General features: G+C 60.2%; 18 protein-coding genes. 12 read left to right on the plus strand and 6 right to left on the minus strand.

The genetic code is table 11. The features are described 5' to 3' along the window. Positions 1-5: 5 nt before the first annotated feature. The 8 genes from hpf (at position 6) to ACZ500_RS25030 (ending at position 6,477) form a co-directional block, all read left to right on the plus strand. Positions 6-536: a ribosome hibernation-promoting factor, HPF/YfiA family gene (gene hpf / locus ACZ500_RS24995; RefSeq protein WP_464230149.1), complete on the plus strand. Its 531-nt coding sequence runs from the start codon at positions 6-8 to the stop codon at positions 534-536. Between the two features lie 117 nt (positions 537-653). Further along, on the plus strand, positions 654-1,112 hold the full coding sequence (locus ACZ500_RS25000; RefSeq protein WP_464230150.1) for a BCAM0308 family protein: 459 nt from the start codon (positions 654-656) through the stop codon (positions 1,110-1,112). Positions 1,113-1,522: 410 nt separating this feature from the next. Continuing rightward, positions 1,523-2,293, plus strand: a complete 771-nt coding sequence (locus ACZ500_RS25005; RefSeq protein WP_464230151.1) for an IclR family transcriptional regulator — start codon at positions 1,523-1,525, stop codon at positions 2,291-2,293. Beyond that, positions 2,290-3,432 (plus strand): cyclohexane-1-carbonyl-CoA dehydrogenase, encoded by a 1,143-nt coding sequence (locus tag ACZ500_RS25010; protein WP_464230152.1) that lies wholly within the window; start codon positions 2,290-2,292, stop codon positions 3,430-3,432. Before ACZ500_RS25005 ends, ACZ500_RS25010 begins: the two co-directional genes overlap by 4 nt. A 208-nt stretch (positions 3,433-3,640) precedes the next feature. Further along, a complete protein-coding gene (locus ACZ500_RS25015) occupies positions 3,641-4,846 on the plus strand; it encodes an acyl-CoA dehydrogenase family protein (RefSeq protein WP_464230153.1) in 1,206 nt (401 codons plus the stop codon). Positions 4,847-4,863: 17 nt separating this feature from the next. Beyond that, entirely contained in the window at positions 4,864-5,574 is a 711-nt protein-coding gene (locus ACZ500_RS25020) for a M48 family metallopeptidase (RefSeq protein ID WP_464230154.1), read from the plus strand. A gap of 140 nt (positions 5,575-5,714) precedes the next feature. Next, positions 5,715-6,056: a hypothetical protein gene (locus tag ACZ500_RS25025; protein WP_464230155.1), complete on the plus strand. Its 342-nt coding sequence runs from the start codon at positions 5,715-5,717 to the stop codon at positions 6,054-6,056. Between the two features lies 1 nt (position 6,057). Further along, positions 6,058-6,477 carry an HIT family protein gene (locus ACZ500_RS25030; RefSeq protein ID WP_464230156.1) on the plus strand — a complete coding sequence of 140 codons (420 nt, stop codon included), beginning with the start codon at positions 6,058-6,060 and terminating at the stop codon, positions 6,475-6,477. A 12-nt stretch (positions 6,478-6,489) separates the two neighbouring features. Here the strand turns inward: ACZ500_RS25030 and ACZ500_RS25035 are convergent, their stop codons facing one another. Then, positions 6,490-7,014: an HNH endonuclease gene (locus tag ACZ500_RS25035; protein WP_464230157.1), complete on the minus strand. Its 525-nt coding sequence runs from the start codon at positions 7,012-7,014 to the stop codon at positions 6,490-6,492. 162 nt (positions 7,015-7,176) lie between these two features. Here ACZ500_RS25035 and ACZ500_RS25040 point away from each other — a divergent pair, with 162 nt between their 5' ends. The 3 genes from ACZ500_RS25040 (at position 7,177) to ACZ500_RS25050 (ending at position 9,282) form a co-directional block, all read left to right on the plus strand. Beyond that, positions 7,177-8,064, plus strand: a complete 888-nt coding sequence (locus tag ACZ500_RS25040; protein WP_464230158.1) for an alpha/beta hydrolase — start codon at positions 7,177-7,179, stop codon at positions 8,062-8,064. Then, complete coding sequence (locus tag ACZ500_RS25045) at positions 8,051-8,608, plus strand: class I SAM-dependent methyltransferase (RefSeq protein ID WP_464230159.1); 558 nt, start codon at positions 8,051-8,053, stop codon at positions 8,606-8,608. The genes ACZ500_RS25040 and ACZ500_RS25045 overlap by 14 nt, the downstream gene beginning before the upstream one ends. 65 nt (positions 8,609-8,673) lie before the next feature. Further along, entirely contained in the window at positions 8,674-9,282 is a 609-nt protein-coding gene (locus tag ACZ500_RS25050; RefSeq protein WP_464230160.1) for a flavodoxin family protein, read from the plus strand. On the opposite strand, the gene queG is transcribed toward ACZ500_RS25050, so the two are convergent. The 4 genes from queG to ACZ500_RS25070 all read right to left on the minus strand — a co-directional run bounded on the left by queG (position 9,262) and on the right by ACZ500_RS25070 (position 13,475). Then, positions 9,262-10,299 (minus strand): tRNA epoxyqueuosine(34) reductase QueG, encoded by a 1,038-nt coding sequence (gene queG / locus ACZ500_RS25055; RefSeq protein WP_464230161.1) that lies wholly within the window; start codon positions 10,297-10,299, stop codon positions 9,262-9,264. The genes ACZ500_RS25050 and queG overlap by 21 nt on opposite strands. Before the next feature lie 102 nt (positions 10,300-10,401). Next, positions 10,402-11,289, minus strand: coding sequence for a type I methionyl aminopeptidase (gene map, locus ACZ500_RS25060; RefSeq protein WP_464230162.1), 888 nt, complete (start codon positions 11,287-11,289; stop codon positions 10,402-10,404). A 267-nt stretch (positions 11,290-11,556) separates the two neighbouring features. Further along, entirely contained in the window at positions 11,557-11,979 is a 423-nt protein-coding gene (locus ACZ500_RS25065) for a hypothetical protein (protein ID WP_464230163.1), read from the minus strand. A 239-nt stretch (positions 11,980-12,218) separates the two neighbouring features. Then, a complete protein-coding gene (locus tag ACZ500_RS25070; RefSeq protein ID WP_464230164.1) occupies positions 12,219-13,475 on the minus strand; it encodes an AmpG family muropeptide MFS transporter in 1,257 nt (418 codons plus the stop codon). Between the two features lie 142 nt (positions 13,476-13,617). Here ACZ500_RS25070 and ACZ500_RS25075 point away from each other — a divergent pair, with 142 nt between their 5' ends. Further along, a complete protein-coding gene (locus tag ACZ500_RS25075; protein WP_464230165.1) occupies positions 13,618-14,571 on the plus strand; it encodes a hypothetical protein in 954 nt (317 codons plus the stop codon). Here the strand turns inward: ACZ500_RS25075 and ACZ500_RS25080 are convergent. After that, positions 14,558-15,328 carry an enoyl-CoA hydratase/isomerase family protein gene (locus ACZ500_RS25080; RefSeq protein WP_464230166.1) on the minus strand — a complete coding sequence of 257 codons (771 nt, stop codon included), beginning with the start codon at positions 15,326-15,328 and terminating at the stop codon, positions 14,558-14,560. The genes ACZ500_RS25075 and ACZ500_RS25080 overlap by 14 nt on opposite strands. Positions 15,329-15,469: the final 141 nt, after the last annotated feature.

Here is a 15,469-nt window from a genome sequence, read left to right on the forward strand (position 1 = left end):
GAAGGATGAAGATCCCTTTACAAATTACAGCCAGGGATTTTGAGCTTACCGAAGCAATTGAAGAAGTCGTAAAGCGCCGTGCGGAAAAGCTCGACCAGTACTATGAGGATATCGTGCGGTGCAAGGTCGTGCTGGAGATGCCTCACCGCCATAGAAGCAAAGGGCGCCTGTTCAATGTTCGGATTGATCTGAAGGTACCCGGCGGAGAGTTGGTGGTTAAAAACGAGCCTAATGAGGATCTCTATGTGGCCGTGCGGGATGCCTTCGATGCGGCACGGCGTCAGATTCAGGATTATGCCGGGGAAAGACGAGGGCAGGTAAAAACCCATGAAGAGGTTCCACGCGCTTTCATCAGCAGTCTTTTTCCGCTGGATGGCTACGGGTTCCTGACGACAGATGAAGGAAGAGAAATTTATTTTCATCGCAATAGTGTGCTTGGGGGGAAATTTGAAGAACTGAAGGTCGGTACATCGGTTCGATTCGTGGAGGAAAGGGGAGAGAAAGGACCTCAAGCCAGTACTGTGGAGTTGATCTAGGATACGAATCGATTGTGGTCAGGATGCATTATTGTCGATTTCACCCCAGGCTTTTCTGCAGGAGGATGCAACGTGGCGGATTCATCTAGAACCGGGGGCTTCTCACGAGCGGCGCGAATGAATCGCCTGCTCAAGGAATGGGTGCATGACACATACAAATCCAAGCATAAGTTACCGGAACCCACGGTCTGCCGTCAATGCGGGGCAGTATATCGTAAAGGCAGCTGGCGCTGGGAGGATGCCCCCGTCGGGGCACACGAAGATACCTGCGCGGCTTGTCTGCGGATAGAAGACAATGTACCTGCGGGTTATTTGACCCTCGAGGGGTCTTTTTTGGTAGAACATCGCGAGGAGGTCATGCACCTTGTCCGCAATATCGAGGCGAAAGAAAAAAAAGAACACCCCCTCAAACGGATTATGGCTGTGGACGAGAAGCCGGATGGGCTGGTCGTCACCGTCACCGATCCGCATCTTGCCAGGGGAATAGGCGAGGCACTCCATCAGGCATACAAAGGAGAACTGGATTTCAGCTATCAGGAAGAGGAAAACCTCCTGCGGGTCTTTTGGAGGCGTTAACCCCCCCTATGGGTGTTTTTTCGAAAATAATGCGCATACTCTCAAGCTGAGCCTGTACCCGCCTCATCGTCTCATTCTTCTTGTGGCAGCCGTCTTTTTGACTCCACCAAAAACGCAGGTCTTTTCAAACAAGGATATGGGCAATCCGTATCCTTGTTTTGTTATGGCTGCATCTCTGAAAAAACGTGTGCCCTAGAGCGGTCTTCGTCCGGGAGTAGGTCCTTGAAAGAGGTGCCTACTGCCGGCTGTCCTTTGGGCGATGGACGAGCCTGGGGGAAAATAAGCTTGACAAGGAGACGAAAACAATGTGAGTATCATATTTGATAATAACAATTTCATATATGAAATTATTTTCCTGTGCCTGGCTCGTAACGGGTGCTCGTCGTCCAAACGCTGCGAAAGGACGTTTCATGGGGGAAAATCAGAGAGGGGCTCCGGCGCTTGCAAGGGGGTTGAAGATCCTCGAGGTCCTGGCGGCTGCGGATGGGGAGCTTAGCTTCTCGTCTGTGAAAGAGACCTCTCAGATCCCGGGTCCTTCCTTGTGGCGGCTGCTGCATGTCCTGCGCGACACGGGGTATGTCCTCTACGATCCAGGGAATCACACGTACCGCTTGGGCTACAAATTCCTTTATATGGGGAATCTTCTTCTGGATCGGATGGGCTTCCGTTCCGAAGCGAGGCATTATCTCAGAAAGCTGGTGGACCTGACGGGGGAAACCGCCGAGTTTTCGGGCCGCGTCAAGGATGAACTCGTGCTGCTCGATCAGGATGAGGGCCCGCAGGCCGTGCGGCTTTTTTCCCGGATCGGAAGCACCTACCCCTATTTCCACGCCACCGCGCCGGGCAAGGTTTACCTCGCCTACATGCCGGAGGACCGATTGGAGAGTGTGATCGAGCGGATAGGCCTGCCTGCCATCACCGAATACACTGTGACGGACTTGGGCGTGCTCAAGCAGCAATTTGCAAAGGTCAGGGCGGAAGGATATGCCATCGATAATCAGGAAATGCGCCTGGGCGTTTTCCGTATGGCGTCACCGGTCTTCGGTGGCGACGGGAAGATCGTTGCCTGTCTGGGTGTTGCGGGGCCTTCCTTCAGGCTGGACGACGAAAGGGAGAGATTCATCGGCGGGGCCGTCAAGGATGTCGCTGAAGAGTTGAGCCGGGAGGTGAGTCGGAGATGAGCCGCATCACGGAAGAACAGAAGATGCTGGTCGAAAGCGTCAGAAGGATGGCGGAGGAGAAGATCGCCCCCCTGGCGGCTGAGATCGACCGGAAGGGGGAGTTCAACTGGGAGGTCGCTTCCTTGTTCTGGGATCTCGGGCTGCTCCAGATCATGCTGCCTGAGGAATACGGCGGTTGGCCCATCAACCCCTGTCACACGCTCTGTCTGAGCGTCGAAGAGATCGCGAAGGTCTGCGCTTCTTCGGCCCTGAATCTGATCATTCAGGCGGTTGGGAGTTTTCCCCTCATCCGCGCCGGCAGCAAGGAGCAGAGAGACCGGTATTTACCCATGATCTCGAAGGACCGACTGCTGATGGGATACCTGGTGACGGAGCCGGGAGCGGGTTCGGATGTGGCGGCTGTTTCAACGAAGGCCCAAAGGGCGAACGGCCGTTACGTGATCACCGGGCGCAAGACCTTCGCCACCAACGGTGGGGTTGCAGGCCTTTACTCCATACTGGCGCGGACCGGTGCGGGCGAGCTCTCCTTTTTCATCCTCGAGAGAGAAACCGCGGGCGTGGTAATAGGAAAATTCGAGGACAAGTGCGGCTTCAGGGGAAGCAACACGGCCGAGGTGATCCTCGAGGAGGTCGAGGTTCCGGAGGAAAACCTCCTGGGCAGACCAGGCGACGGGTTCAAGATCGCCATGGCCGATTTCGACATGTCGCGCCCAACCGTAGCGGCCCTCGCACTAGGCCTGGCCCGAGGGGCCCTCGCCTTTGCAACCGATTATGCAACCAAACGCTTCACCTTCGGTCAACCGCTGATTCAACACCAGGCGATCCAGTTCATTCTCGCGGATTCCCTCACCCTGATCGAGGCGGGCAGCGGGTTGATGGAAAAGGCGGCCCTGAACTTCGACGAGGGCCGGCAGAATACGAGCCTGGCCTCCATGGCCAAGTATTTTTGCAGCGATGCGGCCATGAAGATCACCGAGGACATGGTGCAGGTTTTGGGGGGGTACGGGTACATCAAAGACTATCCCGTCGAGCGGATGTTCCGGGATGCCAAGTTGACGCAGATCTTCGAAGGGTCCAACCAGATCCAGAGGATGATCATCGGACGGGAGATCATGAAAAAGGCATCTGCCGGGCCGTGACACCCGTCACGAGATGATTCTATCCGCTGCCGGACGGTGTCGGCCTCTCGCGGTGTCCGTGCGCCGTTCCGCGGCCGCCTCCGGATGGGCTGCTTATTCCGACGAAGCTTTCGGGAGCCGTCTTTGCGGGGATATTGTTTGCAGTAGCAGCATGCCATAAATTTTCTGGGGAGCGCGATTCGAGAATCGTCCAGGGAGGTGCCACGCAATGGATTTTTCTTTGAGCAGGGAGCAGAAGGATATCAAGCGGGCGGCGGCGGAGTTTGCAAGGGGGGAATTCAAACCCGAACTCGCGCAAGAGTGTGAATTCAATCACCGCTTTCCCAGGGAACTCTATGAGAAGGCGGGGGGGCTCGGCTTCATCGGGATCGATTATTCCGAAGAGATCGGCGGCGGCGGGATGGGGGTCATGGAAAACGTCCTCGTCATCGAGGAGTTCTGCAAGGCGGATTCGGGTCTCGGGATGGCGATCCATCTGGCGTACCTTCCGGCCAAGATCGTGCGGATCTTCGGGACGCCGCAGCAGAAGCAGAAATACCTGACGCCCTTGACCGAGGGGAGGTGGGTCTCCGCCGTATCGTTCACCGAACCGAATCACGGAAGCGACCTCAGGAGCATGGAGACCACCCTGACGGAAACCGCCGACGGGTTTGTCCTGAACGGTGTGAAAGTCTTTACGACCAACGCGGCCTACGCCGATTTCTTCATCGTGCTGGCGCAGGAAGACGCCGATGCGCCTCCGGGAAAAGGGATGTCGACGATCCTCGTCGAACGGGATTCCGCCTCGTGGCTCGAAGGCCGGATGGAGATCAACGAGATCCCCCACAAGATGGGGCTTCGGACGACCTCGAGCGGCGAGGTGGTCTTTCACAACCTGAAGGTTCCAAAGGAAAACATCTTAGGGGAAAGGGGCCGCGGTCTTCTGAACATTCTCGATTTTCTGGATGAAAGCCGCATCGAGATCGGGGCCCAGGCCCTGGGCAACGCGGAAGGCGCGTTTCTGAAGGCGCTCAAGCACGCGCGGGAAAGGCGGCAATTCGAAAAGCCCATCATCGACTTCCAGGCCATCGGGCACAAACTCGGGAGGTTGTGGAGCCAGATCCAGTCCATGAAATGGATGACCTACTATTCGGCCTGGTTGTGCGACAACCGAACGGAGCAGATGGCCTCCGCCATTCCGCTGTTCACATCCATGGTGAAGCATCACGTCCCTGAAACGGCCAAGCAGGTGATCGACGAGACGATCACCGTTTTCGGGGGGTACGGCTATTTTCTGGAGCAGGAAGTCGAGCGGAGGTATCGCGACAACCGGATCGTGGAGATCTACGAAGGAACGGTGGAGGTCCAGCTCAACAACATGGTCAGGATCCTCAAGAAACTGAACCTGGATTTCATCCGCATGAACCTGATCTGAGGCCTTGGAGGCGGGTCGTGGCGGGTCGAAAAGAGTACAGGGTCAGGGAGAGTCCGCGCGCAGGACGCGTCCGGCTCGAGTTGTCGCTGCGTGAAGGGCTTGTTGTGGTAGTGCCCGAGGGCTTCGATCGGGGGAGGATCCCTGCAATCCTCGAGGAGAAGGATGGTTGGCTCGAGCGGGCGCAGGCGCGTCTCGCGCGGCGGAGTGCAGTGGGCGCAGCGTGTGCCGAGGCCGCATTGCCGGACAAAATCGCCCTGCAGGCGATCGGCGCCGAATTCAAGGTCGGGTTTCTACCCTCCCGCTCGGCGGGGATCCGAATCGTTGAAGGCGATGGTCGCGAACTGATCCTTTGCGGCGGGGCAACTGACGCTGAGGCTGCCCGGGCCGCCCTGCGCGCGTGGGTGGTTCAGAAGGCCAAGGGCGTTTTACCCGAGTGGGCGAATGTGCTCGCCCGCCAGAGGGGTTTCCGGTTTGGCCGGGTCTCGGTCAAGTGTCAGAAAACCCGCTGGGGCAGCTGCTCGAGCCGGAAGACCATCAGCCTCAACTGCAAGCTTCTGTTTCTGCCCCCTGAGTGGGTGGAGTATGTCATGCTGCACGAACTCTGTCACACGGTGCACATGAATCATTCACAGGAGTTCTGGGCTTTGCTGGAGAGGCACGATCCGGGATACAGATCCAGGGACGCTGCTTTGCAGACCGCCTGGAAGCGTGTACCCGGATGGTTTTGATACACACATTTTCGGCCATTTTTTGGATCTCGACATCCCGCGCGTCGGCGATTAGGATAGGAGCGTCGGGAGTCGCGGGTGCGGCTTGTCTTTTCCCGCGTTCCACCGGTGTTTCAGCCTCTGGCTCGAAGGAGGACGACATGGCTGGCAAGCGTTCTTTTGTCCCGGGTGAATGGGTGGCGACATTCAGGAACGAACCGGGTAGGGTCTTGAGCCCGGCAGACTATCGTGCTGCGGTGCGCCTCCTGCGAGAGGGCAAACGGCCCGGCAGGTATTTCGCACCCGGGTGCTGCGCCGATCCGGATTATAACAGCCGGATTCCGGTGGTTTTCCCGGATGGAACATACGATATTCTCCGTTCATTGAATCTGCGGCGCAATACACATCCGGACCCTGCGCAGGAGCAGGCGGTGCTGGATATCCTGGGTCGCATCGGTGCGGTTCAGGTCGATGAGCATCCTGTGGAAAAGGAGGAGGATTGAGGTGGGAGAGTGCATCTTCTGTAAGATCGTCCGGGGGGAGATCCCCTGTTTCAAGATCTGGGAGGACGAGCGGGTCCTGGCCTTTGCCGACATCAACCCGATTACGGCTGGACACACCCTGGTCATCCCGAAGAAACACGCCGAAAACCTCTGGGAGATTTCCCGCGAGGATTTTTCCGCTGTCCAGCTGGCTGGAAAGCGGATCGCCGGTGCTTTGAGGAAGGCGCTCGCGCCGGTCGGTATCGCCTGCCTGCAGCTGAACGGGCGCGGGGTGAATCAGGTGGTGATGCACTACCACCTGCACCTGATCCCACGCTCGGCGCAGGAGCCACAGCTGCCCGTATCGAGTTGGGAGATCAAGCCCGGGGACATGGAGGCGATCGGCCGGCTCAGTGAGAGGATCGCAGCGGCGGTCGGCTGAATCGACCGGGGGTTACTCCATCAGTTCCATGTTCCAATAGAGATAGTCACGCCAGGAAGTCGGCACCTCATGGATGCCGATGGTGATTTTCAGGACGGGGAGCCACTTGGGGCGGCAGGGTTTCTGGACCAGCCTCATGCCCGCCTCCTGAGGCGTGCGGCCGCCTTTCCTGCGGTTGCACTCGACGCAGCAGCTGACGATGTTTCCCCATTCCGTCTTTCCACCCCGTGAGCGTGGGATGACATGGTCATAGGTCAGCTCCTCGGGCGCAAAGGTTTCGCCGCAGTATTGACAGGCGTACTTGTCCCGGGCATAGATATTCTGGCGGGAGAATTTGACCGGTTTCGGAGGGCGTCTGACGAGCCTTAAAAGCCTCACGACGGCCGGCAGTTTGATCTGAAAGCTGACCGAGTGGATTTCGCGGCCGTATTCCTCCAGGACCTCAACCTTGCCGAGCGAAAGCAGCGTCACCGCCTTTCGCCAGTTGATGATCTTGAGAGGTTCATACGTGATGTTCAGCAGCAGGACCCTATCCATGAGACCTTCACCCGTATGGAGGTTTGGGATCGGGATGAACGACCGCAAAACGCAAAAATCATAACCCAAGTATCTGGAATAATCAAGTAAAAAGTAGATTTGGACCCGGTTATGACCGTGTTGCGCCTTCCAGGGATCGATGCGGTTGAAAGGTGAGATTTCGTGGCGGTTTTCTATGGGATCCTGACGGTTCTCATCCTCTATCTTTGCATCAGTCTTCTTTTGACCTATGTGGTCCATCGCGTCCCCCGTCATCCGGTTCGGGATCTGCCGGACTGGGGGAGGGTCGAGGATGTGCGCATCCCGGCGGTCGAGGGTGGCTTCCTGGAGGTCTGGCGGGTCGAGCCCGAGGGAGGGCCGGCGGCCTCGCGCGGGATCGTCCTCCTCGCCCATGGGTGGAGCCGCAATCGCGACCGGATGGTTGGGCGGGCCAGGGTCTTCGGAGGTCTCGGATTTACGACCGTCCTGCACAGCGCGCGGGATCACGGCGGCTCCAGCCCCTATCCCTTCATGAACGCCTTCCGATTCGCCGAGGACATCGAAACGGTCATGCACTGGATCGGCCGGCCGCTTCTCCTCTACGGGCATTCGGCGGGGGCCGCAGGGGCCATCATTGCGGCGGGGCGCAACCCGGAGATGGTGCGGCTTCTTTTTCTGGAAGGGTGCTATGCCCGGACGCGGGAGGCCCTGCTGCGCCTCTACCGGAATTTCAACCGGTTCTTCGGTCTGGTGTTTGCGCCCGCCGTAGTGGCATGGATGGATCTGTTCTACCGGTTTCGCATGGATCAGGTGAGCCCTGTCCGGATCGCCCCTTCCCTCCATTGTCCTGTCCTCCTGATTCATGGCGAAAAGGACCAGCATTTTCCGCTCCGGCATGCGTGGAGCCTGAGGGACGCTTTCCCCGCAGGGAAAGCCGAACTCTTTGTGGCCTGTGAAAGCGATCACAGCAGCGCCAGCCTCGATCCGAGGTACCCCGAGGCAATCAAAGCCTTCGTGGAGCGCCATCTCGGATCCTTGGGATGCGACGGGGGATCTCGTGAAGCCGCGTGATCCCGTCAGGCCGCATCCGCTTCTGCCTGCCTATGCGGGGCTCTTCAGACCCGACCGCTTCCGTGGCGGGGTCCTGGATGTGGCCTGTGGTGACGGGCGGAATGGGATCTTCCTGGCAAAACTCGGATTGCACGTGACCCTGTGCGACGTCTCGAAGGAGATGCTCGAGAAGGCCCGCCGATCGGCTGCAGAGGCAGGTGTCGACGTGACACTCAGGGAGGTCGATCTCGAAAAGCCAGGGGAAAACCCCTTCGAGGGGCAATGCTTCGGAGGGATACTCGTCTTCCGCTATCTGCACAGGCCGTTGATCCCGTGCCTCCGGAAGGCGCTGTTGGAAGGCGGAATCCTGATGTACTGCACCTTCACCACAGCGCAGCGGCTGCTGGGGCGTCCGCGCAATCCGGATCACCTGCTGAACCCCGGGGAGCTTCTCAGTTGGTTCGAGGACTGGGAGGTGATTCATTCCTGGGAAGGCGTCAGGCCGGACCCCGACCGTGCAATGGCCGAGATTGTCTGCCGCAAGAGGAGTTCGGACTCCCCCTGATGGAATCCTGGACCCCTCCCTGGGCCTTGCCCGCGAAAACGACACCCTCGATGAAAGGATGAGCGATGAAGGTACTGGGCATCTATGGCAGTCCCCGCAAAGCGGGGAACACAGACCGTCTCCTGGACAGCGCACTCGATGGCGCCCAGGCGGCCGGTGCGGAAACAAAGCGCATCTACGTCCGCGAACTGAAGATTTCCGGGTGCATCGAGTGCGGCGGTTGCGACAAGACCGGCGAGTGTGTCGTCAAGGACGATATGCAGGGCGTGTACCCGATGCTGGCCGACGCGTCGGTGATATTCCTGGCCTCGCCGATCTTTTTCTACGGCATTACGGCCCAGGCCAAGGCCCTGGTGGATCGCTGCCAGGCCGTGTGGGCGCGCCGCATGCTGGTCAAGACGCGTGAGGAGCGCAAGCGCTACGACGGCGGCACGGGGTATCTGATCGCCGCGGGAGCCACCAAAGGGAAGACGCTTTTCGATGGGGCCCGAATGGAGGCGCGCTACTTCTTCGACGCCTTGGACATGCATTGCGGCGAAGGTCTTTTTGCCAGGGGCCTCGAGAAGCGATCGGACCTGAAGCAGCAGCCCGAGATGCTCGAAGAGGCGTTCCGGTTCGGCCGGCAGGCGGTCGAGGCGGAGCGCAAAGGCGGATTACCCCCGGCGGCGTGCTGAGGCCGTACGCATCACCGCCCGGAGATTGCCCTTGATCTTTTCGAGACCGCTACGTGCGAAGGCACTCTTTCCGAATATGAGCGCGAATGCCGCCGCGTCCATGTCCAGGATGTCGGCCGCGCCGGGAAGGCACGGATCCTTGGTCTCCGGGGCCGGATTGAACGGGCAGACCTCCTGGCAGACATCGCAGCCGAAAAAGCAGAGGCCCATGGCCTTGGCGGCATCGGCCTCTACGGGATCGCGGCATTCGATGGTACGATAGGAGAGGCAGCGGCGCGCATCGCAGCATCGGGGCCCTGTGAGGGCGCCGGATGGGCAGGCAGCCAGGCACCGGTCGCATGACCCGCAAAGGTCCTCCGGCAGGGTATCCAGGGTCGGCGCGAAGGGGATGGTGGTCAGGATCTCGATCAGAAAAACGTAGGAGCCGTATCCGGGGACGATGAGGAGGTTGTTCTTGCCGATGAAACCGATGCCCGCGCGCAGGGCGAAGCTTCGCTCCAGGATGGGCGCGGAATCCACGCAGACCCTGTTTCTGCTCTGCGGGTCCCAGGTGCGAAGAAGATCCAGCAGGGGGCGGGCGCGTTTTCTGAGACGGTCATGATAGTCGGGTTGCCGGGGCTCGCTGAACCGCGCCGTCTCGAAGCCGTCCGATGTCACAGGCTTGTGAGGCGAGTAAGGGTAGGCCAGGGAAATGACGGTCCGGCACCCTTCGAGGAGACGGGAGGGGTGGCGGCGCAGCTCGGCATGTCTTGCGATCCAGTGCATGTCGCCGCAACGCCCCGCGGCGATCCAGTTCCGGAAGGCCGCGTAGTAAAGCGGGGTCTCCGCGGGGGAGAACCCCGACCGCAAAAAGCCCAGTTCCCTCGCTCTCCGCTCGAAAACGGCGCTATCGGGTGCGTGCATGGATGTGAACGGCCCCGTTTCATCCGGATGTTCCACTTCGGACGGTGTTTCATCGGACATGCCGACCCCGAGCGCCGACGTCCGGCTGAGGGGTTTTACGGACCCCGACGTCATTTCTCCTGAAGGGCCGCGGATTCAAGCGCATCCCCCCCTCCTTACGGATTGTTTCCGGGCTTCGCAGGCACTCAGGACCCGCCTGGCCGGCCCGAGACTGCGCTACAGATCGTATGGCGTCAGGCTTTCGAAGCCGTCTTCCGTGACGACGATCGTTTGCTCGAACTGCGCGGAAAGCGACCGGTCGAGCGTAATCGCCGTCCAGTTGTCATCCAGCACCTCGAGTTCCTTCCTCCCGAGGTTGATCATCGGTTCCACGGTGAAGACCATGCCGGGGATCAACACGATCCCCTCCCCTTGGCGGCCGTAATGGGATATCTGCGGCGGTTCGTGGAATTCGAAGCCTACCCCGTGCCCGACGAATTCCCGGACCACGGAGCAGCCCTGCGCCTCGGCGTAGTGCTGTATCGCCCAGCCGATATCCCCGACGGTATGCCCCGGGGCCACGGCCTCGAGCCCGAGCTTCAGGCACTGCCTCGCTGTTTCCACTATCTTTCGGGCGTCCGGTCCGGGGGTCCCGATATAGAAGGTCTTGCTGGTATCGGCATAATAGCCGTTCAGGATCGGTGTCACGTCGACGTTGACGATGTCGCCGTCCTTCAGCGTCTGATCCCCCGGTATGCCGTGGCAGATGACCTCGTTCACCGAGGTGCAGACGCTCTTCGGAAACCCGCGATAATGGAGCGGTGCGGAGACGGCACCCTGCTCGATCGTAAACTCGTGGACGATCGTGTTGATCTCATCGGTGGTCATGCCGATCCTGAGCTGGGATTCCACCAGGTCCAATGTGGCGATCGCGACCTTTCCGGCCCGCCGGATCCCTTCGATGTCGATAGGTTCCTTGATCCGGATCCGATGCCGCCTCCAGTAAAGATCCTTCCGGTTCGTTTGGCCGGCTTGTTCGCGGGGAAGACAGCACTTTTTGTATTTGAGGCCGCTGCCGCAGGGGCAGGGGTCGTTGCGGCCAACCTTGACGATCTTGTTTTTCATTTGGAGTCTCGATTTCTTTGAAATTCAAAAACCGCCGGCCTCTTCGGGGAAGGCCGGCAAGCGGTGCATTTTTTGGAAAAGGCCTCATGCCGCGTGCGGTCTGGGGCGCTGTAACGCAAAACCCGTTTCCCGGTCCCGGATAACGGGCAACCCACGCATCGACCTGTTCAGGAACGGCCCGGCTGGCGCTCGGGTTCACGTCACGTCGGCTGGTGGTCTGGCCGTGCATGGAGCGCGAAGAACCGCACGCACCCGGAGAAATCGGTTTCAGGGCGCATGCTGCGTCTCGGAAACGCACCCTTTTTCTACCGCTGCAATCAGGGCTTCCAATTCATCCGGATTCAGTTTGTGGAGATAGATCAGGGGATCATCGCCTGAAAGGCGCCGGCGCAGAAGATCGATGAGCCGCTGCCTTTCCGCTTCTTCAGCGGCGGAAACCGGGTTTGGGGAGCCCTCGAGACGTTCCGCGAGGGACTGGTTTTCCTCGGCGCAGTTTGCCAGATTTTCCACGAAAAGGTTGTTGGTGTCCTCCAGGGCGGTGATGGCCTTACGAAGGGTTTGGATCTCCTGCCGCAGTGCCGTACAGGGGTCCTGGGGATCCTCGGCCCGCGCAGCCTGGGAGAAGAGCCAAACGAGCATCAGCACGGGCACCAGCCGCAGGCAAGGGTGGATCGCCATCCGTCTTATCATTTTCAGACCTCCGGGCCCGGACGGAGCCGAGGCTAGTCAATACGGGCACCATAGCAGATGCGGGTTCCGAAATCAACGCCGGTCTGCAGGATTGGGTCCGGGACCCGGGATGCGAGGGGTCGGGATCGTAAATCATGACAGATAGAATTCGGTTTAACGCCGGAGATAAAGCTATTTGGTGTCCATCCGGAAATGATTTCCCGGTACCATCCAGTTTCCAATCCGGAAATGCCGGTGTCTTACATTGGACGCGGTGCGTGAGTTTGGCCGGACTCGGGGTGTGCCTTTCCCCAGGGGGCGAATTTCAAGAGCAGCAGCATTCCGGGGATTGCGATGAGCGTGCAAAGGATAAAAAACCCCTCCCAGCCGAATGCCTTGGCCATGTACCCGGTCGGGGCGGATGCCATGACGCGGGGGATGCCCATCAGGCTGCTCAGGAGCGCATATTGGGTGGCCGTAAAGCGGCGGTTGGTGATGCTGGCCATGAAGGCCGCATACGCTGCGGTTCCCATCCCGCCGGAAAGATTTTCGAAGGCGATGACACCCGACAGGGCCGGGATGCTGGGTCCGATGCGGGCGAGGGCGGCGAAGCCGGCGGTCGAAACGGCCTGCAGGACCCCGAAGACCCAGAGGGCGCGGTTGATCCCGAGACGGAGCATGGTGATGCCCCCCAGAAGCGCCCCCCCGATCGTGGCCCAGAAGCCGAAAAGCTTTACGACCGTACCGATTTGGGTCTTGGTGAAGCCCAAATCCAGATAGAATGGGGTAGTCATGGCGCTTGCCATCGTGTCGCCGATTTTGTAAAGGAGGATGAAGGTCAGAATCCACAGGGCCTGTGGGCGTTTGAAATAATCCGTCAGCGGTTGAACGACCGCATCCCGCAGCGTTCGCGGCGCGCCTTCCAGGACCTCGGGTTCACGGGCGCAGAGCGTCGTGAGGACCCCCGGCAGCATGCATGCAGCCATGATCAGGTAGACGCTGGTAAAGGATAGGCGGTCCGCGAGGATCAGGCCGCCGCCGGAGGCGAGGAGCATCCCGACGCGATAGCCGTTGATGTAGAGAGAAGACCCGAGCCCGAGCTCCTCGTCGGATAGATCTTCGCGCCGGTAGGCATCGATCACGATATCCTGGGAGGCGCTGAAAAAGGTGACGAGGAATGCGGCGAAGGCGACCATCCAGGGCATTTGGACCGGATCCGTAAAGCCGAGCCCCGCGATGGCGGCCGCCAGGGCGATCTGGGTGATCAGGAGCCAGCCGCGCCGGCGTCCCAGAAACGGCGGCGTGAAACGATCCAGGATCGGTGCCCAGAGGAATTTGATGGTGTAGGGAAGGCCGACCAGGGCCATCAGGCCGATGATCGAGAGATCGACTCCTTCTTCCTTCATCCAGGCCTGGAGGACGGAGATGGTCAGGAGCAGGGGCAGGCCGCTCGAAAAACCCATGATCAGGGCCACGAGCATGCGCCCGCTGAAGAGGGTGCGAAGGGTTGCAGACATCGGCAGGGTTCGATCTCCTCGATTCGTCTAAACAAGCGGCGGTTGGGAAAGGCGGCGGGCTGGGCCGCGCCGCCGTTGGAAGCCACCCTGCCACAAAAGCCGGCGTTTTGGAAGGGAATAGCTCGGGCTTTTTCACCGGGGCGTGAATGAGCGCCCGCTTAAGGACAGCATCATGGAGGATATCCGCACCACGCCGTTTCTGAAGCCGGAGGACGTCCTGGCGCTCGGTTTCATCCGAAATCCGCCGGTCTACGTTTTTAGACGGTACCACAGGGCCGGACTACGTTCTCACATTTTGGCGGTGCTCGATCCGGAGGCCGTCCGGCGCGAGAGGGAGGGGATTGTGCAGGAGGGCGTGCGGGTTTTTCCCAGTGCGAAGCCCGTGAAAATCCTGCGGATATTCAGGACCCGTTTTGCCGGACTCCAGGAGGCCGAAAATGAGATTGCGAGGGTGAAGCAGGTAATACGGTTTCTGGGTCCGGAGTGCCTGGCCCTTTCGGAAGAATTCCTGGTCAGTTGCAGCTTCGAAGGACTTCCGGAGGTCCTGCTTTGCGGTTTGCAGGAATATGTGGAAGGTGCGGTGTTCGATCCCTGGGCTCAACTCTCCGATCGACGGTTGCAAACGCTCCTGAGGCTGATCGCCCGTGAGACCGAACGGACGGGTGGAGCCTCGGGAGAGGGCATCCAGGTCGAGGCCGTAAAAGAAAAAGCGCAAATATTCGTCGCCAGGACCAAGCGGCTGGTTGCCGAGGCCGGCCTGATGCCCGATCTATCGGGTGTGGGCAATCTGCTCATCGACAGGGCAGGCGCGATCCGGCTGGTGGATATCAACAACATCTCGTCGCGGCCCCCTGAGGGGGTGGTGCCACTGGATGACCAGGGGTATCCGGTCTGGGACAAATCGATCGAGGCCCTATTGCGGATCGAGCAGTGGGCTGCCGGCCGGGCGCCCTCGATGGACGCGGAGCCGTACCTTTACCTTGCCGATCCGGGTCGCGGACGGACGGTCCATGAACTCGAAAGACGCTTTACGGAGCGGCGGGCCGGGAGCTTGTCGGCCTACGGGCACGCCGGCCTTCCGATTACCGCCCCTTGAACTGCGGTTTGCGCTTCTCGAGGAAGGCGTTCAGACCTTCGTGCAGGTCTTCGGATCGGTAAAGGCCGGCGTATAGGGAGGCAGCGAGGGCATCGGTTTCACCGCGCGTGAGATCGAAGGCTCGATTGAGGATTTTCTTGGCCGCGCTGACCGCCAGGGCGGCGGGCAAAACGGCGTCAGCAAGTTCAAGGGCGCGGTGCAGGAGTTGGTCCCCGGGGATGATTTCACTGACGACCCCTGCCTCGAGGGCTTCCCGCGCATCTAGGAGCCGGCCGGTGTAGACCATCTCCTTAGCCTTGGCCGGACCCACCAGGCGAGGCAGACGGAAGAGGGCCCCGTAGGCCGGGATGAGCCCCAGACGAATCTCCGGTTGGCCGAAACGGGCCTCCGGCGCACAGATCCGCATATCGCATGCGAGGGCAAGTTCACATCCCCCGCCGAGGGCCCAACCGTTGACGGCCGCAATGACGGGAACGCGCATCTCCTCCAGGAAGGCGAAGAGCGCGCAGCCCTCCTCGGCTGCAACCTGCGCATCCGCAGGGGTATAGCTCTGCATGGCGGCGATGTCGGCGCCTGCCGCAAACGCTTCTCCGGCGCCGGTGATGATGACTGCACGGACATGTCGGGAAGCCTCGATCCGCTCCAGGTGCTCCCGAAGTTCGGCGCGCAGTCGAGCGTTCAGGGCGTTGCGTTTGTCCGGACGGTTCAACGTGAGAATCGCGGTCTCCGCGCGCATTTCCGTGATGACGGTGTGCATATGTTTTCCTCGGTGCCGGGTTCGTTTGGTGTGTTTTCGGTATACCGGGATTTTCCGGGCACTTTCCTGTGCATATTATCCGCCGCCGGTCGAGCGCGCAAGCGCGGTGTTCACAGAAAACGCCCTGTTCTTTTCCCAATG

This window comes from Desulfatiglans parachlorophenolica, from assembly GCF_055394735.1.